Below are 22,295 nucleotides of genomic sequence, written 5' to 3'. Positions count from 1 at the left end.
AATACATGAGCTTAATAAACGACGATTTACAACAACTACTTCTTGATTATTGCGAACCCGAAAGTGAGTTGCTTCAACATATCGATCGCGAAACCAACCTTAAAGTTTTAATGCCAAGAATGCTTTCTGGCCACTACCAAGGCCGGGTTTTGAGTATGTTGAGTAAAATGGCAGCTCCAAAAAGAATTTTAGAAATAGGAACCTTTACTGGTTATGCTACGCTTTGTTTGGCAGAAGGATTAATGCCTGATGGGTTGATTTACACCCTTGATATTAATGCAGAACTGGAAGATCTGGTTAGAAACAATTTTGCCAAATCTCCACTGAATGATAAGATCAAATATATTATAGGCGATGCGACCGAAACAGTAAATCAACTGGATGAAGTTTTTGATATCGTTTTTATTGATGCGGATAAGAAAAACAACGGTACCTATTACGATTTGATTTTCGATCGCGTTCGCCCGGGGGGAATTATCATTGTTGATAATGTGCTATGGAGTGGAAAAGTACTTCAGGAGAAACAAGACAAAGACACCAGAAATATTACTAGTTTTAACGATAAAATTGCTGAAGATGAACGGGTTGAGAAATTAATTTTACCCGTTAGAGATGGATTATTTGTGATTCGGAAAAAATAAAATTCGTCGTTGCGAGGCACGAAGCAATCTGTTGGATGAGATTGCTTCGTGCCTTGCAATGACGATCAAATGAATAAAAAATGAGAAATATACTTACTTTTTGCCTTTTACTTCTAAGTGTAATTACCACCAAAGCACAAGACACGGAAGATTATATTGCCGAACATGTGGAAGTTGCGCAAGAGTTAATGCGTGATCATAAAATTCCGGCGAGCATTATTTTAGCGGTTGCCATTCATGAATCTGCTGCTGGAAACAGCCGGATTGCTCAGCACCTAAATAACCATTTTGGCGTTAAAGGGCCAAATAATAATGCTGATATCCGTTCTGCTTACCGCGATTACGAAAGCGATGAAGAATCTTATAATCACTTTGTAGAATTGATGGAAACCAGAGCGCCTTTTAACGGCTTATTTGGAAAATACGATCAATACGATTATAAAGGCTGGGCTAGAGGAATACAGAGATCGGGCTATGCACAAAGCCGAACCTGGGCAAGCCAGGTTATTGCCCTGGTAGATAAATACGATCTTTATCAATATGATGAACGACCTGAAGATTATGTAGCGCCTGTATATAAAGCACCTGTTTATCATCGCAAAAAAAGATCTACAACAAGAATTTATACTGTAAAAGCCGGCGACAACCTCGGTGCCATTGCAAAAAAGAAAGGTACAACAGTAAAAACACTGATGAAAAAGAATGGGATGAAAAGTGCGAACTTAAAACCTGGGCAGCGAATTAAGTTTTAAGTATTTAGATGCCAATAATTCCATTTCAATTAATCGATTAAATAATTTCAACAATTTACCATATAATGCATTCATCCTATCGCTTATCGTTTCTATTTCTCCTTATCGTTTTGGCCAGTTCTTGCAGTTCGCGGAAGTTTTCGAAAAACAACAAGCAAATTGAAAAAGCGGCTAACAAAGCCAATAACAACAGTTATAAAAGCTACAACACTTTAAGCTATATCGATGAGTTTAAAGCAGTAGCCATTGAGGAAATGAATTCCGATGGTATTCCAGCGAGTATTACTTTAGCACAGGGAATTCTGGAATCAGGTAGCGGAAACAGCGATTTAGCAAAATATGCAAATAATCACTTCGGGATTAAATGCACTTCAGACTGGAAAGGAAAAAATTATTTCCGTGATGACGATCAAAAAAATGATTGCTTCAGAGTTTATAAAGATGCCCGTGAATCTTTCAGAGATCACTCTGAATTTTTGAAGCGTAAGCGTTATAGTTTCTTGTTCCAACTGGATAAAAATGATTACAAAAGCTGGGCCCAGGGCTTAAAAACTGCTGGCTACGCCACTAATCCAAAATATCCTGACCTGCTGATTAACATGATCGAAAAATATCAGCTTTATCAATACGATCAATCGGAAAGCGAGAAACAGAAAATAGCTCGTGAGGATCGCGTTTTTGCAGAAATTAACCAAAATATCCCGCAGGAAAAAAAGAAATTTACACCAGTTGATACCCCGCCGCCAGGAGCGAAACCAATTATTGCCGACGGAACATACACAGTTGTAAAAGGCGATACGCTTTATAATATTGCAAAACGTTTCAATTTATCGGTTGATGAACTGAAAATGCTGAACGAAATGACTACAGATGGCATTAAACTTGGTCAGGTGCTTAAGGTTAAATAATGTTAATACTAAACATTGCGCAACAGATATTTGTAGTTTTGTAAACACATGAAACTTTTTGCAACGCTTGCTTTTCTTTTTTGCTTCACAATGGCACTACATGCACAAACTAAACCGGTGCAGGGTATTGTTATTGATAAGGAAACCAAGCAGCGATTAGCCAAGGTTTACATCTATAATGTGCGCAGTAAAGATGGTTTGTATAACAACACAAAAGGTGAATTCAGCACTTATGCCAATCCCGGCGATACACTGGTTGCTGCACTTTCTGGATACGGGGTAGATACGATTATTTTCAAAGGGCAAACCGCAGCTTACTTTCAATTAAAATCCCTTGGGATCAGACTTCGCGATGTTGTAATTGCCCAAAAGAGATTAACACCTCAGCAGCAATACGAAAAATCGATAAAAGAATTCCGCTACCAAACCATGAAGGGTAGTAGTAAAGACCTTTTAAATTTAGGCACAGGCGGTGTTGGCCTCGGTATAGATGCGATTTATAATTTATTGAGCCGGCAAGGAAGAAATGCCCGCCATCTACAGAAAATACTGGAAAAAGATTATCGGGAAGATTTAATAGATTATCGCTTTAAAGCTTCATTGGTTAAGCAAGTTCTAGGCATAAAGGATACTGAATTGGAAGATTTTATGCAACAATACCGCCCAACTTATCAATTTGTGCTCGATGCGGATGACTATGCTTTTAATGTATTTATCAAAAATGCTTATCGCAGCTACCGGCTTAACCCGAAGGCTTTGCAATTGCCTGCTTTGCCTAAATTAACTATTGAGAAATTGTGAAAGCACCAATCTTGATTGTTAAGCATTTGCCTGCAGCAGGAATGGCAATTTTTCCCTTCATTTTGCTGAAGTCGGAAAAACTTAAGTCCGATATGGAAATCATCAACCATGAGAAAATTCATTTAAGGCAACAGCTGGAATTATTGATTTTACCGTTTTACATTCTTTATTTAATCAATTACCTGTTTAATTTGATTATTTATAAAAAGCATGATTTGGCTTACCGCAAAATCATATTTGAACAGGAAGCCTACCGGCATGATGCAGATTTAAAATACCTTAAAAACAATAGCTGGTATGGCTGGATTAAATGGTAATAGCGCTTCAATTTTAGTCGTTTCATAATTGTCTACCAGACATTCATTTTGGTAAAACCTTTTTATCTATAGAATTTTTGTTTTTCTTTGTAACCCATGAAGAATTGTTTAGCCGCCCTAATCCTTATTCTAAGTATCTGCTCTACAAAATTATTTGCACAGGTAATTGATACCGTTCCGATCAATACTAAAGACCTGAACATTAAGCTTAAGCGTAGTCCGCTACCTAGCAGACAAGGACCGTTAAATTTCGAGCCCGTAAAAATCCCTCCATTTATTGTAAATGCAAAGGTTAATTATTGGAAGACAAAAACATCGATAGGCATTAATGTGAACCAGGCGCAATTTAGCGACAACTGGAAAGGTGGGGGTGTAAATTCCGTAGCCGTAGGCGGATTACTGAATTGGAAAGCCGAATACAATAAAAACAACTACAGTTATGTAAGTGAGGTAATTTTGCAGTACGGTAAAATCAAAAACAAAGATCAGCTGCAAAAGAAAACCAACGACCGTATTTTCTGGGATAACAAAGCTTCGTTTCAATTATCAAAAAACTGGTTCTTTTTCGGATCTGTTAACTTTGAATCGCAATTTGATAGTGGCTACCGTTACTTCAGAGATGGAAATGGCGAAGAGCAGCAAGTGTTAATCTCCAGATTTATGTCGCCAGGATATTTAACTGAATCAATCGGTTTTGAGTACAAGCCAAACAAATATTTTTCAACCAGAATTGGTACGGGTACCGCCCGCCAAACATTTGTGTTAGATACTGCCGTATATGATAACAAAGCGAACGTTTTCGGGGTTGATAAAGGCAAACACTTTAGAAACGAACTTGCTTTCCAGATAGTAAGTGCCTTTGATAAAGACATTTTCAAAAACACCAACCTTAAAGCACGTTATGCCATGTTTATTCCTTATGAAGACATCGCCGTGAAACGCATCGACCATAGATTAGATGTTGCTTTAACCGCAAAAATTAACCGTTTTATGAATACCAGTTTAACAGGTGTAATTTTGTACGATACGGATACGGACGCTAAAGTTCAGGCCAGCCAAACTTTAGCGCTTGGTTTTGCTTTTGTTTTCCCGAGGTAATTAAGCACCACCTATTTTACCAATTTCCCAGTAGGGCTTGGTAATAATCTGATTGAAACCTACGCCTCTTTGTTTCAGGTATTTTTTAAACTGCTGAACCGATTTTGCCCGGCCAGTTAAATAAAAGGTTGCATACTGCCACATTTCCCAACATTTCGGATGCATGTTTTCCATCCATTGAATGGCTCTTTCGGCAGGGGTATTTTTATCTACTGGTACAGCGTCTATCAAAAGCTTGATGCAATTCAAGGCTTCGAAGTTTTCTTCATCAAGTTCCAGGATCCCAAAATATTCTTCATCCATTTCAACTGCTTTTTTTCCGAGCGATTCATATAAACCGATGCTGGTTTCATCACCAAAAAAGAAATGCTGACTTGAACCATTATTATACTTCACCCTCGCTTTATCTATAATTAGTTTTAACTGATCTCCACACTGTATATTTTCAGCAAAGGCATTGCCTGGTCCACGCCTGTTTAAATAAAAAATCACTACACAGGTTTGATCTTCCCTGTTAAATCTTGAGACCGTATAATGCCTGTATTCGTTGGCATTTACCCTGAAAAGAATTTCCATTCCCGGAATAAATTCAGTTTCATAAAAATCTCCTTTAAAGGTTACGCTTTTGATATTGTGGCTTAACATTTTGGCTTCTAAAACCTCAACCTGAACTATTTTATTGCTGATTAATTTCTCTACTGTATAAGCCAGCCATGATGGTAACTTCGGCATTGTTTAAATTTGTTTAGTAACTTTGAGCAAAAGTAATGGTCTAAAAAATGCTTCCTTTTACATCAAAAGGAGAAAAATTTATATCAAAAGGATTTTTTATGGCCTTAAACATTTATGATAGTTCAGATCGTCATTACATTGTAGGTAACGTCTTCAATGAAATTGAATTCAACCAACCCTTAGTTAGAGAAACCCGCGAAAAGTTAAGTTTTCCATTTGGCGATGCAGAAATGGTACAGATCATTTTTTCTGGGATATCAATTGTTTATGGTGATATGGTGATGAAAGAAAATCGATTAAAGATTAAATCGTTGGATGAACCGGATTTGGTAGAATTACACTTTTCGATAAGTGGTAATGGCATTATGAATAACCACATTACAAATAGGAGCATCAGCATAAAATCAAATCATCATAACATCCTTTACACTCCTAATTTTGATGGAACAGCCGACTTCGATGAAACAGGTAAGTATAAGTTTTTTGAAATTCATTTTCAGAAAGAACGCTTTGTAGATTTGACTAGCGACAGCAGTACTTTATTGAAAAACTTTGCAGAGAATATTATGAACAATAAATCTGTAGAGTTATCGGAAGAACATTTACCAATCAGTTTTGCCATGCATAACTGTATTAAGGATATTATGAACTGTCAGTTTTCGGGAGGGTTGAAATTGCTGTTTTTACAATCTAAATGTGTGGAACTGCTGGCTATGCAGGCACAAGCATTTGAAATTGCGGCGAAGAAAGTAGAGAAACCAAAATTAAAGACAGTTTATGATCAGGATCGGATTTACTATGCAAGAGAATATTTGATTCAGCATGCCAATTGCCCCCCATCGCTACCCGAACTTGCGAAAGTTGCCGGAATAAATGAATTTAAATTGAAGCAGGGCTTTAAAGAAGTATTTAATGATACTGTATTTGGCCATTTAAGCGATTATCGGTTATCAAAAGCAAAAGATCTTTTATCGGATAAATCAAAAGATATTAAGCACATTGCAAATGATCTTGGTTACTCTTCAGTTCAACATTTCAGTAACGCTTTTAGTAAAAAATTTGGCGTAAGCCCAGGCAAGGCGAGATAATATATTAAACCTTTTTTCTTTTTTTCTTAAGATCAAGATAATCTACAAAGTACAATACCTTAACAGATAAACTATTGTTTTGAGGTGCAGCAAGAATGCCGCCCAAATTGCGGTTGTAACGCTGCGTAAAATACGAATCGTAGGTTTCGGCTGCATCTTTATACGAAAGTGATAATGTACTGCCGGGGGCGAACTGCCAGGTATAAATTAAATCGATATTAAAAACATTATAGTTTCTGTCCGTTCCCGTTAAAGCGGGGCCTTGATAATCAGTTAAATTACCATCTGGGTTTAACAAGTAAAACTCTTTGTTTCTTCTGTCGCTCCAATAATGCCTTAACACCACGGTAACCCCCATTAAGTTGGTAAAGGTGTACTTTGCATCAAAAGAATTTTCAACAGTACGTCTATCATATTTAGAAAAAATTGCCTGGCTTCCTTGTGATGTTACCCAGTTTACATAGTTATAATTTGGGTTGAAATTCAAATCCAAACCAAAAGCGACTTTATCATTTAGGCGGAAATTTTGAAACAGGTAGAAATTATATTCTTTGCCCCCAAAAAGTTGTTGTTCGAAAAAGCGAACATTTCCACCAAAATTATACGCTTTAGCCCGATTTGGATTAATGTAAAGCCCAATACCATAACTTTCTGGCGCTTTATAAATTTGTCCGTTCCGTGCTTCGTAGAAATCGTTACCCTTCGCATTATAACTCATATCTATTTCCGCCGACCATAGATTTTTGAAACGTACATAAGCACCTCCATTTGCTAGCGTATTTTGGTAATCGCCAGGATTTACCCTTCTTGAATAGGTAACATTTAGCCAACTTTGCATTTCATTAAACCACTTGCTCGGCTTAAAAATATTGTATCCAAGTCCTATTTTTTGATCTAAAAAATTATTGTTGGTAAAGAAACCTAGATCTGAAGGATCAAATTGATTGTCGGCATAAACCTGGTTATAATTCCAGGTAAAATTGCCGCTTTGTTTTCCCAAACGCAAGGTATAACTATAGCCCGTGCTGCTTTCTTCGCCACGTAAATAACTCATTTTAGCCCCGCCATTAATAAAATATTTGTTGTTTTTATTGTTTAAGTTAAAAAGCAAAGCACTCACATTTGCATCATAAGCACTACCCTGGCGCAATACATTTGTATTAATAAACGTTGCGGAACTGTTATTTTTTAACGATTGATCGAAAACCAAAATATTATAGTTGGTGAGCGGTTGTGTTTCTACGTTCCGAACATTTCCTGCTGCATCTTCTACTTCGGTTTGCATACTGTTAGTAATGGCATTAAAAATACCAACTCCTAAACCCTTTGCCGTACGTCCAGATATTTTAGTTGCGTTTAATACTTTTGCTTCGGTTTGATCTCTAATAATTTTGTCGCTTTCCGCTACGCCAGAATAGTTAGAGTAGGCGGGAATAGAGCCAATTCGTTTGGAATAAAACAGATCGCCTTTGTTAAAAAGTTCTGTTCCTTCGGTAAAAAATTGCCGGTTTTCGTTAAATTTTACCTCAAACGGCGTAAGGTTTAAAATGCGATTATCAGATTGCACCTGCCCAAAATCGGGTACTAAAGTCATATCTAACGTAAAGCTGTTGTTGATGCCATATTTTACATCCATACCACCATTGAAGCGAGAGGTGGTATTTTTTACTCCGGGAATATTTGCTGGATATTGATTTACGTAAGCAGAAACGTACGGTGAGAACGACAAACGAAGTGGTGGCTTAATGTCTTTTAAACCTGTAAAAAGCCCTTCCTGATTAATGAAACCATTAACCTTTGGATCAACAAAATTCCAAAAGGTTTGGATATTGGTTCGTTGAATTCGGCGACTAAAGTTTAAACCCCAGTTTTGAATTTCCTTACCAGAAAAACGTAATGCAGAATAAGGAATTTTCATTTCGCAGGTCCAGCCTAAATCGTCTAATTTGACGGCACTTTCCCAAACGGCGTTCCAATTCGGGTCTTCATCGCCAACTTGAGAGTATTTAGCATCAAACTGAACGCCTGCAGCAGTAACGAAAAAACCATTACCATTCATTTTATCGTAAAACGGGTCGACAATGATTGAAATAAAATCGGCATTACCGATGTTGTCCCTCGAAACCAACTCGTGTGAAACGCTATCCTTATCATCGTACATCCGGGCGTAAACGTAAATTGCAACATCATCATATAGCACTTTCATTTCCGTCCGTCGATCTTTCGTTTCCACTCTTCCAGGTACGGGTCTTATTTCGAAAAAATCAGTAGCAATTGGCACATTTACCCAGCAGGCATCATCTAAAACACCGTCAATTTTAGGAGTTTCCACAGTTCTCACCGCTTTAAGTTCCTTTTGTTTAGCAGGATCTTGGGCACCACAATAAGAATACAGGAATATAAAGATAAGAGTTGCCCAGCGTTTCATTTGTTTAGGTTAGTTATGTATAAGACTAGCTAATGTTAAAAATGTTGCACCTAAAAAGAAAATATCAAATTAATAATGACTAACTATTTGAAGCGCAATGGGTTTTAAACACATCGGATAGCACTTTATTTAGGGTTAGCTTGCTGGATTTGCTTTTTGTAGTAACGTTTGACTAGCAGGCCGTTGTGCCTAAACGTGACAGAAACGGAGATACTTTTTATAAACCTCGTAGGTTTTGAAAACCTACGAGGTTTAAATTAAAAAGATCGAAGTGTATGGCAGGACTGATGTCTCCTAAATAATACTGAACTTTCATTTCCAAAAAAAGATTTTTGACTTTGTGGTGCAGCGATTTACAATCAAAATTTGATACATTTGCCTTTTATTAAAAACAGTGGCTTTTCGTTAACTACGATTAGCTTTTTAGCTTAAAAAAACATGTTTGATAATTTACAGGACAAGCTAGACAGAGCATTTAAAGTATTAAAAGGACAAGGCAGCATTACGGAAATCAACGTGGCAGAAACCATGAAAGAGATTCGTAAAGCATTATTAGATGCCGATGTTAACTATAAAACAGCCAAAACATTTACGGATGAGGTAAGGCAAAAAGCATTGGGCCAGAACGTTTTAACTTCGGTTTCACCAGGCCAATTGCTAACCAAAATCATGAATGATGAGCTTGCGGCCTTAATGGGCGGCGAGGTTACGGAATTGGAAACTAAAGCCAACCCAACCATTATTTTGATTGCGGGTTTAAACGGTGCGGGTAAAACTACTTTCGCTGGTAAACTGGCTTTACACTTAAAAGGTAAGGGCAAAAAGCCTTTATTGGTTGCCGGTGATATGTATCGCCCTGCAGCGGTAGATCAGCTGGAGGTTTTAGGAACTTCGGTTGGTGTATCAGTTTATGCAAACCGCGAATCGAACGATCCTGTTGGCATTGCCCTTGAAGGTATTGCCCATGGTAAACAAAACGGAAATAACGTCATCATTATTGATACCGCCGGTCGTTTAGCGATCGACGAATCGTTGATGAACGAGATTTCGGAAGTTAAAGCCAAAACACAACCACACGAAATTTTATTCGTTGTGGATTCGATGACGGGTCAGGATGCAGTAAACACGGCCAAAGTTTTTAACGATCGCCTTGATTTTACGGGTGTGGTTTTAACCAAATTAGATGGTGATACCCGTGGTGGAGCGGCGCTTTCGATTAAATCGGTAGTGAACAAGCCGATTAAATTTATTGGTACCGGTGAGAAAATGGAGGCTTTGGATGTCTTCTATCCAGACCGTATGGCATCGCGTATTTTAGGCATGGGTGATGTGGTTTCGCTTGTTGAACGGGCACAAATGCAGTTTGATGAGAAAGAAGCCGCAGAATTGCAAAAGAAAATCCGCAAAAATAAATTCGATTTCAACGATTTCTATAGCCAGATTCAACAAATTAAGAAGATGGGTAATATGAAAGATTTGATGGGCATGATTCCGGGTGTGGGTAAGATGATGAAGAATGTGGATATTCAAGATGATGCTTTTAAATCGATCGAAGCAATTATCAATTCAATGACGCCGTTTGAAAAAGAAAATCCAGATTCAATTCAACAAAGCCGCCGTTTACGTATTGCCAAAGGTTCGGGTAGCAAAGTAGAAGAGGTGACTAAGCTGATTAAACAGTTTGAGGATATGCGTAAAATGATGAAACAGTTTTCGAACCCTGCAGCCGCAGCAGCGATGATGAAGGGTATGCCGAAAATGCCAATGGGCAGAAGGTAGGTTTTTCAAAAGTTAAAAGTTAAAAGTCAAAATAGCGAGGCTTAATATGTAAATCCCAATCAGAAATGGTTGGGATTTTTTGTTTTATTGTTTCTTTTTGGCTAAAGCCCTAATTGCTTAATTAAGAACAGTCAGCTAAAGCAGACTGCAATGAAATGAAGATAATCAGCATTTTAAACCTATCCATTTCATTGCCGTCGGTTTCAACCGACGAAGAGGGGTTCTCTCATTCCTTTTGGCTAAAGCCTTAATTGAGTACAGTGAGCTAAAGCAGACAGAAATGAAATCGACACAAGGCATTAATATCCTTCCTCTGTTTCAATTGGCCATGACATAACCCAGTTACATTTCATTGCCGTCGGTTTCAACCGACGAACAATGGTTCTTTCATCCGTTTGGCTTTAGCCCTAATTGCTCAATTAAGAACAGTCAGCTAAAGCAGACTGCAATGAAGTCGACACAAGGCATTAATATCCATCCGGTATTTGAATCTTGTCATAATAAAGCATTTTACATTTCGTAGCCATCGTTTTTAACCATGTAATTAGATAATTCTTTATATATTAGAATAACGATCTACATCCCCTAAAAACATAACATCCCTTTTAATTTTCAAGATTCATTAATGCTTGTAAAAACATACGGGAGCGCCGTTTATGGTGTAAATGCCTTAACCATTACTATTGAGGTAAGCATAAGTGCTGGTACAAAATATTACATGGTTGGCCTGCCTGATAATGCCGTAAAGGAGAGCCTGCAACGTGTGGCAAGCGCCATAAATGTAGCGGGTTTCAGGATGCCGAAACAGAAAATTGTAGTAAATCTGGCCCCGGCCGACATTAAAAAAGAGGGTTCATCTTATGATTTGCCTATTGCGATTGGCATACTCGCTGCATCCGGACAAATTCCCAATGAGGATTTAGCAAACTATTTTATTATGGGTGAACTTTCATTGGATGGAAGTATTCAGCCCATTAAAGGTGCCTTACCCATCGCCATCCAAGCACAAGAAGATGGCTTTAAAGGTTTCATCCTTCCCAAACAAAACGTTCGTGAAGCGGCAATTGTCGATGGTTTAATTGCTTACGGTGTAGAAACTTTGGCACAGGTGATTGCCTTCTTTAACAAAAGCGAAGCGCTCGAACAGGTTAAAGTAAACACAAAAGAAGAATTTCTTAAAAATATTGGTAATTACGAACACGACTTCGCCGATGTAAAAGGACAGGAAAACATAAAAAGAGCTTTGGAAATTGCTGCTGCAGGTGGGCATAATGTGATTTTAATTGGTCCGCCAGGTGCAGGCAAAACCATGTTGGCAAAACGTTTACCTACCATTTTGCCTCCCTTAAATTTATATGAGGCTTTAGAAACTACCAAAATCCATTCCGTTGCAGGCAAATTATCTGCCGCAGATGCGCTAATGACCGTTCGACCATATAGATCGCCCCACCACACCATTTCGGATATTGCTTTGGTTGGCGGAGGAATGAATCCTGCTCCAGGAGAAATTTCTTTAGCGCATAACGGAGTATTGTTTTTGGATGAATTGCCAGAATTTAAAAGAACGGTTTTGGAGGTGATGCGCCAGCCTTTGGAAGATCGGAAGGTGGCTATTTCCAGGGCACGTTTCTCGGTTGAATATCCGGCTAGTTTTATGTTGGTGGCCTCAATGAATCCTTGTCCTTGCGGTTTTTACAACCACCCGGAAAAGGAATGCGTTTGTGCACCTGGTGTGGTTCAAAAGTATTTGAGCAAAATATCGGGGCCACTTTTAGATCGGATTGATTTACATGTAGAAGTTACACCTGTCAATTTTTCGGAACTGGCTTCATCCCGCGAAGCGGAAAAAAGCGAACTGATTAGAGCCCGTGTGATTAAAGCGAGAGAAATTCAAGATCATCGCTTTGCAGATAAAGCAGATTTACACTATAACGCACAAATGAGCCCAAAAATGGTACGAAAAGTCTGTGCGATAAGCGAGGCCGGCACCACGCTCCTTAAATCGGCGATGGAGCGGTTGGGGTTATCTGCCAGGGCTTACGACCGAATTTTAAAGGTGGCTAGAACCATTGCAGATTTAGATGGGAGTGAAAATGTAGAATTGGAACATTTAGCTGAATCGATCAACTATAGAAGTTTAGATAGAGATGGTTGGGCGGGATAATTCCAATGTGGACAAAGAGTGAAGTGTGTGCTTCGTTTCAATATAGTGATGAACCAATATAATTTTAGTGATCTAAATTAATAAAAAAAATAACCATATAGGAATATAGATCATATAGTGAGGAGCAAATACCATAAGTCTTTATGTGCTATGGCTCTATATGGTTCAAAATGAATAGAAAAGTAATTAACCATATAGTGATATAGATCATATAGTGAGGAGCAAACATCATAAAGCCTATATGTTCTATGTTTCTATATGGTTCAAAATTAATCACAAAGTAAATAACCATATAGGGATATAGATCATATAGTGAGAAGTAAAAACCATAAAGCCTATATGTCCTATATTTCTATATGGTTCAAAATTAATCACAAAGTAATTAACCATATAGAAATATAGATAATATAGTGAGGAGCAAATACCATAAGTCTATATGTTCTATATTTCTATATGGTTCAAAATTAATCACAAAGTAAATAACCATATAGGGATATAGATTATATAGTGAGGAGCAAATACCATAGAGCCTATATATTCTATATTTCTATATGGTTCAAATGAATAGAAAAAGCTAAAATGTAAAAATGGAGATGACAACGAAAAAATATCTAAAGGAAATTACTTACAATGTAATTGGTGCCGCTATAGAAATACATAAATCTCTTGGCCCTGGTTTGTTAGAAAGTGTCTACCATGAATGTATGAATCATGAGCTCACCCTCCGAAAATTATATTTTCTAACAGAAATCTCCATGCCGGTTAGATACAAAGAAATAGAAGTAGCAACCAATTTAAGATGTGATCTATTTGTAGAAAATTGCTTAGCTGTTGAAATAAAGGCATCCAAAACTATAGAACCCATTTTCGAAGCCCAGATAATAACCTACATGAAATTATTGGAAGCCCCGCAAGGTTTGATCATTAATTTTAACTGTGTTAATATTTTTAGTGATGGACAAAAGACATATATCAATGATTTTTACCGATTTTTAGAAGATTAAACGCCCCGAATGATTAGAACGCTTATAATTGAAGACGAACCTGCCATCCGCAAGGAAATTGAATGGCTTTTGCAACAAGAAATACAGTTTAATTTGATTGGTTATGCAACAAGCGTAGCTGAAAGTTTAGTGCTCATTAAAGCAACAAATCCCGAATTAATTTTAATGGATATCCAGCTTACTGACGGCACCGCTTTCGATATCTTAGACCAGTTGGATGAAATACCTTTTCGCATTATATTCATCACCGCATATAATCACTTTGCTGTTAAGGCGATAAAGTTTGGCGCCCTGGATTATCTTTTAAAGCCATTGGATGATGCAGAATTTAAAGCTGCGTTAGCTAAAATTGCTACGAATGATGAAACCAATATTACACAGCAAAAGCAACAGATTTCTATTTTAAAATCACAATCCGGCCATGGAGAAAGTAATTTAGACAGTAGAATTGTATTACACACCTTAGAATTTTTGCAGGTTTTACAGCTTCGTGAAATTATCTATTGCCAGAGTGAAGGGGGTTACACCAACTTTTTCCTAACCGAAGGCCGAAGGATTATGATCTCAAAACCACTCAAATTTTATGATGAACTTTTGCCCGAGAAGTGGTTTCTACGGCCCCATCAATCTTATTTAGTAAATGTTTTATACGTTGATAAATTTCTAAAATCCGGTACAATTGTATTGAAAGATAAAACCGAAATTCCGGTTTCAGGGCGTAGAAAAGATTACATTTTGCAGCACATCAACCACATCGAATAAAGAACTTCAATAAGTCTCTCAATCATGAAACAGAAAGTATTAAAAATCTTTAAATGGATATTCATTGTTTTAGTTTCATTGGTTTTGATACTATCAGCTGTTACTTATTTATACATGAAAAAGCCACTTTTTGGTAAGGCTGCCGAAGGTGTAAGGCTTGAACGAATGAAAAAATCGCCGCATTTTAAAGATGGCGTGTTCCATAACCTCAATCGTACACCTGAACTTACAGAGGGTTATAGCACCATAGGCATTATTTATGATAAACTTTTTGGAGATCACCCACGATTAAGTCCTGTAGATAGTATTCCATCAACAAAAGTAGATTTATTGCATTTACCCATTGATTCGAACATTTTAGTTTGGTTTGGTCATTCCTCTTATTTTATTCAACTGGATGGTAAGCGCATATTAGTTGATCCTGTTTTTAGTGGAAATGCTTCGCCAATTCCAGGTACAGTTGTAGCATTTAAAGGCACCGATCGTTACAAAGTAGAAGATTTGCCAAACATCGACTATTTAATCATCTCACATGATCATTACGATCATACGGATTATGAAACGTTAATCAAGCTCAAATCGAAAATTAAAAAGGTATTCTGCGGTTTGGGTGTAGGCGCCGATTTTGAAGATTGGGGTTATAATGTTGAAGATATCTACGAGAAAGATTGGGATGAAACCATTGATTTGGGGGATGGTTTTTTTATACACACTACACCTACAAGGCACTTTTCTGGCAGGGGTTTCACAAGAAATAATACGTTATGGATGTCGTATGTTTTTCAAACCCCGACTATGAAGATTTATATAGGTGGCGATAGTGGCTATGACACCCACTTCGCCAACATCGGCAAGAAGTTCGGCCCAATAGATTTAGCGATTTTAGAAGACGGGCAGTATGATGTTAAATGGAAATACATTCACTTACAGCCTGCAGAGGTATTAAAAGCAGCGCAAGATTTAAATACAAAACGTCTTTTCCCTGTGCATTCATCAAAATTTGTACTTGCAAATCATCCTTGGGATGAACCTTTAGTAAAAATTACAGAACTAAATAAAATCACCAAAATCCCATTGGTAACGCCAATGATCGGCGAGTTTGTTTATCTCAAAAAACCCAACCAAATTTTTAAGCCCTGGTGGATTGGTATAAAGTAGCAATTAAGGCCGTGGCATTATTATAACGAATAATAATGCAACCGCTACAATACCATTTTTTTTGGTCGGCAATTAATAAAGTTTTAAAACTGTCTTCTGGTTCTTGAGTATATTAAGAAACAGTAAAAATTTTAAGTAGTTGGCCTTGCTTTATTATATGAGATTGAAGTTAATTATTCCATTAGTTCTAATAAATCTGTTTGTTGCAAATTTCACGGTTGCACAATCAAAAACTTATTTTGAAAAAAAGGCAGATTCGCTAACTAAAATTGGTCAAGAAGAAAAGGTGATTCCTTACTTGGAGAGGGAATTAAAACTCGCACCCAAAAGTGAGCCGCTTTTGCGATTATTGGGATTTTACCATCTCCGAAACAATAATTTAGTAGTTGGTGAAAAGTATTATCGAAATGCATTATTAATCAATCCTAAATGCACCAGATGTTATTTAAACATTGGCCGTATACAAGCCATAAAAAATGATGGAGCAGAAGCTTTGTCATCAATAGATAAAGCTATTTCGCTCGACCCAAAAGATGCATTACTATTTTTGACAAGAGCAAACACTAAGGCTCAATTTAACGATGAATTCGGTGCCCTTGCAGATTATAACAAAGCAATTGAACTTGCGCCCGATAATGCTGAATATTATACCGCCCGTGGCGCCTACAACGCCGACAATGGTTATCATGCTTTAGCGCTTACCGATCTTAATAAAGCAATTGCTCTGTCACCTGAAGGATACGACGCCTATTTTTACCGTGGAGGTGTCTATTACAATCAAAACCAAGTGGAAAACGCTTTAAGCGACATCAATAAAGCCATTGTTTTAAATGACAAGCAAGCACATTTTTACAATGGAAGAGCATCAATTTATTCAAACCTAGGGCAATTCGACAAAGCACTAGATGATTACACCAAATCCATAAAATTAGATCCCTTAACCTACACTGGATATTTAAATAGGGCAAAAATTTATTATGAATTAGAAGATTTAGATGCTGCCTGTACAGATTATTCAGCCGCTAAGGCAATAGTAATCAGTAAAAAAAATTACGATCCTGAATTACTAAAAACGATTTCCGAATCTTCTGCCGATTTCTGCGATGAAACCAAGCCAAGCTATTATTACCAAAGGGGCATCGCCCAGTATAACCTAAAACAGTATGATAAAGCTTTAGTTCAATATGCTAAGGGCTTGGAAAAATTCCCTAAAAATGCCATGATGTTATCATTTAAAGGCAATGCTTATCTGGCGCTGGCTGACTATAAAAATGCTACTGCAAATTACAAAGCATCATTAGAGAACAAGGAAAACCTACTTCATGAAATCGAGATAAACCCTCGTTTTGCGACAGCAACGAAGGCTGACATCAATCGCTATTACAATTCCTCTTTAGCATCCATTTATTCCGGTTTATCTGATTGCTATCTAAATGTCGGATCGCTGGAAGAAGCACTCAATGCGATAAACACAGCATTATCTTTAGCGCCAGATGTTAAAGATTTTGAGAAAGAAACTTATTTTAACCGCCGTGGAAATATCTACTTATCTACCGAAAAATATAAGCTGGCATGGAGTGATTTTAATAAAAGTATTGAGTTAAAAAATGATTATGCGCTTGCTTACGTCAATCGGGCTATAGCTCGCGTAAGCCTCACTGATAATGTAAAAAAATCTACTTATCGAGTAGCTGCAAAAATAGCCAATCAACCGGCAAGTTTTGGTTGGATAGTAAACGATAAGGCTTCCATTAAGAAATCTCAGGACGAACTACTTCTCGCTTTAACAGACTGCAATAAGGCTATCGAATTGGATAAAAGTTTAGGTTTTGCCTACTACGTTAGAGGATCTATTAAAGAAATTTTGGGGCAGAAAGATTTTTGTATTGATATACTTACCGCTAAAAAAATGGGCATTGAAATTGATGAACACATGTTGAAGATTTGCAATCAATAACTACTTAAATATGAGATATTTATTTTTGTTTTTCGTTTTACTATCATTAGAATCTACAGCACAAGTTTTGCCAAACTTCGTGGTACCAGCCGGACGAACAAAGGTTTTTGAAACTAAGGGCGACTTAGATAAAGATGGCATTGATGAGGTGATATTGGCTTTCAATACTACAAAAAAAATAGACCGAACAGGTTACACCAGAGAACTATTTATATGTAAAGTAATTGATGGTACTTTAAAACTTTGGAAGAAAAACACATCTGTATTATGGAACAGCGAAGATTGTGGTTTCTGTACCGATAACGGGATTGATTTATCTATTAAAGTAAAGAATAATACCCTCATTATTGAGCAAACGTTTTGGCATAATACAAGGCATACCAGCAAGCACAAAAACATTTATCGTTACCAGAATAATGATTGGTTTTTAATTGGATCAACTTACAACGACGATTATAATTGCGGCTTTCATCATACTTACGACATCAATTTTTCGACAAAGCAAGTACATGTTAGTTATGATAACGAAGATTGCGAAGATTCTGTCCAATTATACCCAGCTACAGACAAATTATTTAAATATCCTTTTAAATCCGTTCCGAAAATGGATGGATTCACACCCGGAAGAACTGAAATCAAAATCCCTAATTCTAAGCAATTCTTCTATTATTAACCCTACTGGCAAGTCAGATAATTGTTTATTTGCAACAAATAATGGATGAGTATTAACGAATAATAAACGGGTCTAATTTGATAGCGCAGTTTGCTTAGCTTAGCATTGTTAAACAAAAACATCCTTAATCTATAGGGAATAAATGTTGAATTTATAGTTTTTGGTTCTGTTAACAGCTGTTTGGTTTTAGGAATGTAACGTCTCTCATTTGATGGTATTGGCGGCGTAAAATTTCAGTATATATATCCAGTATGTACTGTGTTTTACGCCTCCTCATCAAACTCTTTAATTTCCTTTATTTAATCATACTAATACTCAAAGAATGAAAAAGATACTCATTTTAGTGTTCTGTCTGGCGAGTGGAACAATCGCATTTTCGCAATCAAGTTATTCGGAAATTCAAAAGGATGTTAAAGCAGCGGTTTTGAGTTATTCGGCACAAAATGCTAACTATCCAGTTCTAAAAAAATTAGTTACTGCTTTCGAAAGTGCGAAAAAATTAAACCCCGACTATCTCACAAAAGACAATCTGGGAATTGCGATATTTCTATCAAACCAAAATCCTGAATTGGATATTTTCCCGGCCCGCTACACCTTCGAAAATGACAAGATAAATTTATCCGCTTTGCGAGATAAAAACACCAAAAAACCGAGTGATGATATGCGGGAGTACGTTAAAACGTATATCGAAGACTTTAATCAGTTGGGTAATACCAAAATATTTAAAAAGATGATTTATAATGCGCCAGAAACTGATGGCACTTATACGTCTAATAAAACGGAGCAAATTGTAAAAGAGGCTTATGCAACTACCTTTGTACGTGGCAACGATACCTGGATGTATGCGATGAGTACAGGTAACCAGGGAATTATTTTGTATGCTTTTAAAATGACCATTTCTGGTGAAAACTTAATGGATAAAAAGGTAGAGAACAAGCAAAGAAAATAGGTTTTACAGTGTATTAAGTTATTTTTTCGTTTAAAATATCCTTTCTAAAATATGAAATTAACACTTCAATTGGCCATCATTTTATGTTGCGTCATAAAAGTAGCAGTCGCACAGCCTCCTACCATATCAGTACCAAAAAACAAAGACAAGAGTTTCTCTAACAATAACATCCTTACCATGGATGATATGGTTTTCGACCAAGTGATTACACCGATTAAAGCTACCACTTTAGATACAAACAGCATCCTGATATACAACACAGATGGCATTCTAAAATCGATGAACTTGAAAACCAAAAAAATAAACTGGGAAGTAAAAGCATCGGATGCTGACCGGCACATTAGCGGAAATAATAAACTCTATATAGAAAACGGAACGGTATATATTCCGTTTATCAATGGCGAAATCTTTGCTTTAAACAATCAAAACGGTAAAATTTATTGGAAATCAAGGTTGGGAATTATAAAAGATGCAATTGTCCTTAAAGGGCAGTCGGCACAAGTGGTTAATGGCGCAATTTCATTGAGTGCTCAAAGCAGGAATCAAAATATTTATTCAATAGACGCCAAAAACGGTAAACTGATTTGGAACTATAAGTTGGATTATCCTTACAACCACCTTCCAACCCTTACTTTCGGAAATAAAGTTTTCGCACAGAATGCTCCCTACCTTTTAAGTTTTGATGCTAAAACAGGCCAGGCACTTTACAAAAGAGGTTTCAAAAAGGCTATGTATGGAAAACCGGTTACCGATGGCAAAAACGTTTTTATCCCTGATGAAAGTGAAACATTGTTTGCGCTAAATCCCGACAACCTATCCATTTTATGGGAGTTCAAGCTGGAAAAAGGACAACACAATATCAAGGAAAAAATATTTACAAAAGACAGTAAAATTTACTTCGGCACAACCTCATCCACTGAAGCATCTGTATACGCATTGAGCACAGCGAATGGCGAAAAACTTTGGAAAACCAACTTCAATGCATCTATAGCTTATTTACTTGATAAAGCCGATGCCATTTGGGGTTACACCGAAAAAGGACTACTTTTTGAATTAGATCTCAAAACTGGTAGTAAAAGGAGTGAGGCACAATTGGCTAACCTTCCCCTTTCTAACCTCGAGTTTTTGAGCAAAAATGAAGTTTTATTTTATAGTAAAGCTGGGCTCGTTAAATTGAATTTGAAAACCAAAGAAGAATCCATTTTGCTTGCCCATCAAAAGCTTGATGATCATAATAAAAACGATGCATTCATCAAGCTGCTGAAAGTTTCAAAGAATTAATTTAAGATCTGCCTAACTTGAGGCAACCAATTTATTATTTGATTTTAACCACAACTTTGCCTTTCGCCCTTCCACTATTAACGTAATCCATTGCCTGGTTCAGCTCTTCGAAAGGAAAAACTGTATCCAATACGGAAGTTATTATACCTTGATCAATTAATTTTCCTATTTCCGCTAACTGTTTGCCATTGGCTTTCATAAATAGAAACGAATAATCAACACCGAGCTTCTTGGCTTGATTAATGGTTTTTCTGCTCAAAAAGTATATGGCTAATTTCATGAACCATGATAAGCCACTTTCCTTCGCAAAGGCTGGATCTGGAGGACCGGAAATAGAGATTACTTTACCTCCCCGACTGAGTATTTTTAGGGATTTGCTGAGCGTTTTTTCATCCTGGCTGTTTAGTACCAAATCATATTGGTTTAGGATAGTTTCAAAATCTTGAGTTTTGTAATCAATCACTAAATCAGCGCCCAATTTTTTTACTAAATCTGCATTTTGCGCACTTGTAGTAGTAGCCACAGTGGTCCCCAGATGTTTAGCCAATTGAATAGCAATTGTGCCTACGCCGCCTGAACCTGCTTGAATAAACACACGTTGGCCTTTTTTAAGTTTCGCCTTTTCAACAAAAGCTTGCCAAGCTGTTAAGGCAACAAGCGGTATAGAGGCTGCTTCTTCCATCGAAATGTTTTTTGGTTTCAGGGCTACATCTCTTTCATTCATTGCAATGTATTCGGCAAATGTTCCTATGCTAAAATCAGCCGGACGGGCAAATACTTCATCGCCTATTTTAAATCGCGTAACCTTCGATCCTATTTTTACCACCACCCCAGCTACATCATGCCCTAAAATTAATGGCAATTTGTAAGGCATTAACAACTTAAATTCTCCATTTTTAATCTTGTTATCCAGCTGGTTAATGCTAGTGGCATAGATTTCTACTAAAACTTCATCTGCTTTAGGCTCGGGGATGGATATTTCAACAACCTTTAGCTTTTCTGTTTTACTATAACTATTTATGGTGTATGCTTTCATTATTTTAGGGTGATTATTGCTGTAAAAAGGATTCTGCTTTTTTTGGATTAACCAATTTAAAGGCCAGTTTAGGGAAAAAACGATTCATCATGTAAAGCACTTTTGAATCGCCAATGCCAAAAACTGTTTTGCTGCTTCAAGCCCTATGCCTGCACTGCTTCCGGTAATCAGTATTGTTTTTCCTCTCAATTCCATTTTATGTATTGAATTTAGTAATTTCGCTTTCAAATTGCAAGTGCAAATATATAATAAACTTGCAAAATGCAAGTGAATTAATTTTATGTATGTCAGAGCTAAAAAAAAGATCCAGTTGTCCGGTAAGTTCATCTCTTGATATTTGGGGTGATAAGTGGTCGTTACTCATTATTAGAGATTTAATGTTTGCCAAGCAATGCACTTATGGCGACTTTTTAAAATCAGCAGAAAAAATCGCGACCAATATATTGGCCTCCAGACTTCAGATGTTGGAAGAGAACGGAATAATTACGAAATTAGAACATCCGGATAGCAAGGCAAAAGTATTGTATAAACTCACACAGAAAGGAATTGACTTGCTTCCGCTGATGGTTGAAATAAATTTATGGGCCGAGAAATATTTTAGCCTACCCGAAGATCGCCTGGCTATGATAAGGGAGGTGAAAAAAGATAAAGAGGGGTTTATTAAAGCAACCACAAGAGAGTTACAGCGCAACAGCAATTTAATCTAACAAAGATTCGATCGGCTTTATCAAAAATAAAGTCCCTATTAAATAACCAAATAAAACCTA

Annotated in this window: 20 protein-coding genes; 17 read left to right on the top strand and 3 right to left on the bottom strand. The window is 36.9% G+C overall.

The genetic code is table 11. The features are described 5' to 3' along the window. Positions 1–5 precede the first annotated feature (5 nt). From ACZZZK_RS13795 to ACZZZK_RS13770, 6 genes are all read left to right on the top strand, one after another. A complete protein-coding gene (locus ACZZZK_RS13795) occupies positions 6–641 on the top strand; it encodes an O-methyltransferase (protein ID WP_463484630.1) in 636 nt (211 codons plus the stop codon). 80 nt (positions 642–721) lie between these two features. Next, positions 722–1,393 (top strand): glucosaminidase domain-containing protein, encoded by a 672-nt coding sequence (locus ACZZZK_RS13790; RefSeq protein ID WP_463484629.1) that lies wholly within the window; start codon positions 722–724, stop codon positions 1,391–1,393. Between the two features lie 65 nt (positions 1,394–1,458). Further along, positions 1,459–2,301 carry a glucosaminidase domain-containing protein gene (locus tag ACZZZK_RS13785; RefSeq protein ID WP_463484628.1) on the top strand — a complete coding sequence of 281 codons (843 nt, stop codon included), beginning with the start codon at positions 1,459–1,461 and terminating at the stop codon, positions 2,299–2,301. 48 nt (positions 2,302–2,349) lie between these two features. Beyond that, complete coding sequence (locus ACZZZK_RS13780; RefSeq protein WP_463484627.1) at positions 2,350–3,102, top strand: hypothetical protein; 753 nt, start codon at positions 2,350–2,352, stop codon at positions 3,100–3,102. Beyond that, positions 3,099–3,419: a hypothetical protein gene (locus ACZZZK_RS13775; RefSeq protein ID WP_200926416.1), complete on the top strand. Its 321-nt coding sequence runs from the start codon at positions 3,099–3,101 to the stop codon at positions 3,417–3,419. Before ACZZZK_RS13780 ends, ACZZZK_RS13775 begins: the two co-directional genes overlap by 4 nt. Positions 3,420–3,515: 96 nt before the next feature. After that, positions 3,516–4,517 (top strand): DUF3078 domain-containing protein, encoded by a 1,002-nt coding sequence (locus ACZZZK_RS13770; RefSeq protein ID WP_463484626.1) that lies wholly within the window; start codon positions 3,516–3,518, stop codon positions 4,515–4,517. On the opposite strand, the gene ACZZZK_RS13765 is transcribed toward ACZZZK_RS13770, so the two are convergent. After that, complete coding sequence (locus ACZZZK_RS13765; RefSeq protein ID WP_463484625.1) at positions 4,518–5,249, bottom strand: ferredoxin reductase domain-containing protein; 732 nt, start codon at positions 5,247–5,249, stop codon at positions 4,518–4,520. A gap of 98 nt (positions 5,250–5,347) precedes the next feature. Here ACZZZK_RS13765 and ACZZZK_RS13760 point away from each other — a divergent pair, with 98 nt between their 5' ends. Further along, positions 5,348–6,337 carry a helix-turn-helix transcriptional regulator gene (locus ACZZZK_RS13760; RefSeq protein ID WP_463484624.1) on the top strand — a complete coding sequence of 330 codons (990 nt, stop codon included), beginning with the start codon at positions 5,348–5,350 and terminating at the stop codon, positions 6,335–6,337. Positions 6,338–6,341: 4 nt separating this feature from the next. Here the strand turns inward: ACZZZK_RS13760 and ACZZZK_RS13755 are convergent, their stop codons facing one another. Next, complete coding sequence (locus tag ACZZZK_RS13755; protein WP_463484623.1) at positions 6,342–8,765, bottom strand: DUF5916 domain-containing protein; 2,424 nt, start codon at positions 8,763–8,765, stop codon at positions 6,342–6,344. Positions 8,766–9,203: 438 nt separating this feature from the next. Between ACZZZK_RS13755 and ffh the strand changes: the two genes are divergently transcribed. The 9 genes from ffh to ACZZZK_RS13710 all read left to right on the top strand — a co-directional run bounded on the left by ffh (position 9,204) and on the right by ACZZZK_RS13710 (position 20,492). Then, entirely contained in the window at positions 9,204–10,544 is a 1,341-nt protein-coding gene (ffh, locus tag ACZZZK_RS13750; RefSeq protein WP_463484622.1) for a signal recognition particle protein, read from the top strand. 625 nt (positions 10,545–11,169) lie between these two features. After that, positions 11,170–12,708 carry a YifB family Mg chelatase-like AAA ATPase gene (locus tag ACZZZK_RS13745; RefSeq protein ID WP_463484621.1) on the top strand — a complete coding sequence of 513 codons (1,539 nt, stop codon included), beginning with the start codon at positions 11,170–11,172 and terminating at the stop codon, positions 12,706–12,708. Between the two features lie 587 nt (positions 12,709–13,295). Then, on the top strand, positions 13,296–13,712 hold the full coding sequence (locus ACZZZK_RS13740) for a GxxExxY protein (protein ID WP_463484620.1): 417 nt from the start codon (positions 13,296–13,298) through the stop codon (positions 13,710–13,712). A gap of 9 nt (positions 13,713–13,721) precedes the next feature. After that, positions 13,722–14,474, top strand: coding sequence for a LytR/AlgR family response regulator transcription factor (locus ACZZZK_RS13735; protein ID WP_463484619.1), 753 nt, complete (start codon positions 13,722–13,724; stop codon positions 14,472–14,474). Between the two features lie 24 nt (positions 14,475–14,498). Beyond that, positions 14,499–15,632 carry an MBL fold metallo-hydrolase gene (locus ACZZZK_RS13730; protein ID WP_463484618.1) on the top strand — a complete coding sequence of 378 codons (1,134 nt, stop codon included), beginning with the start codon at positions 14,499–14,501 and terminating at the stop codon, positions 15,630–15,632. A 157-nt stretch (positions 15,633–15,789) separates the two neighbouring features. Beyond that, positions 15,790–17,589: a tetratricopeptide repeat protein gene (locus ACZZZK_RS13725; RefSeq protein ID WP_463484617.1), complete on the top strand. Its 1,800-nt coding sequence runs from the start codon at positions 15,790–15,792 to the stop codon at positions 17,587–17,589. Positions 17,590–17,599: 10 nt separating this feature from the next. Next, positions 17,600–18,262: a hypothetical protein gene (locus ACZZZK_RS13720; RefSeq protein ID WP_463484616.1), complete on the top strand. Its 663-nt coding sequence runs from the start codon at positions 17,600–17,602 to the stop codon at positions 18,260–18,262. A gap of 322 nt (positions 18,263–18,584) precedes the next feature. Then, complete coding sequence (locus tag ACZZZK_RS13715; RefSeq protein WP_463484615.1) at positions 18,585–19,211, top strand: hypothetical protein; 627 nt, start codon at positions 18,585–18,587, stop codon at positions 19,209–19,211. Positions 19,212–19,262: 51 nt separating this feature from the next. Further along, complete coding sequence (locus ACZZZK_RS13710) at positions 19,263–20,492, top strand: PQQ-binding-like beta-propeller repeat protein (protein ID WP_463484614.1); 1,230 nt, start codon at positions 19,263–19,265, stop codon at positions 20,490–20,492. A 34-nt stretch (positions 20,493–20,526) separates the two neighbouring features. Here ACZZZK_RS13710 and ACZZZK_RS13705 read toward each other — a convergent pair whose 3' ends face one another. Continuing rightward, the gene (locus ACZZZK_RS13705; RefSeq protein ID WP_463484613.1) at positions 20,527–21,528 is read right to left on the bottom strand and encodes an NADP-dependent oxidoreductase; all 1,002 of its coding nucleotides are present in this window, start codon (positions 21,526–21,528) and stop codon (positions 20,527–20,529) included. 284 nt (positions 21,529–21,812) lie between these two features. On the opposite strand from ACZZZK_RS13705, the gene ACZZZK_RS13700 reads away from it, so the two are divergent. Then, complete coding sequence (locus ACZZZK_RS13700) at positions 21,813–22,235, top strand: winged helix-turn-helix transcriptional regulator (RefSeq protein WP_463484612.1); 423 nt, start codon at positions 21,813–21,815, stop codon at positions 22,233–22,235. Positions 22,236–22,295: the final 60 nt, after the last annotated feature.

This window comes from Pedobacter sp. AC163 (assembly GCF_979258665.1).
This window is presented reverse-complemented; position numbering and strand designations above follow the sequence as displayed.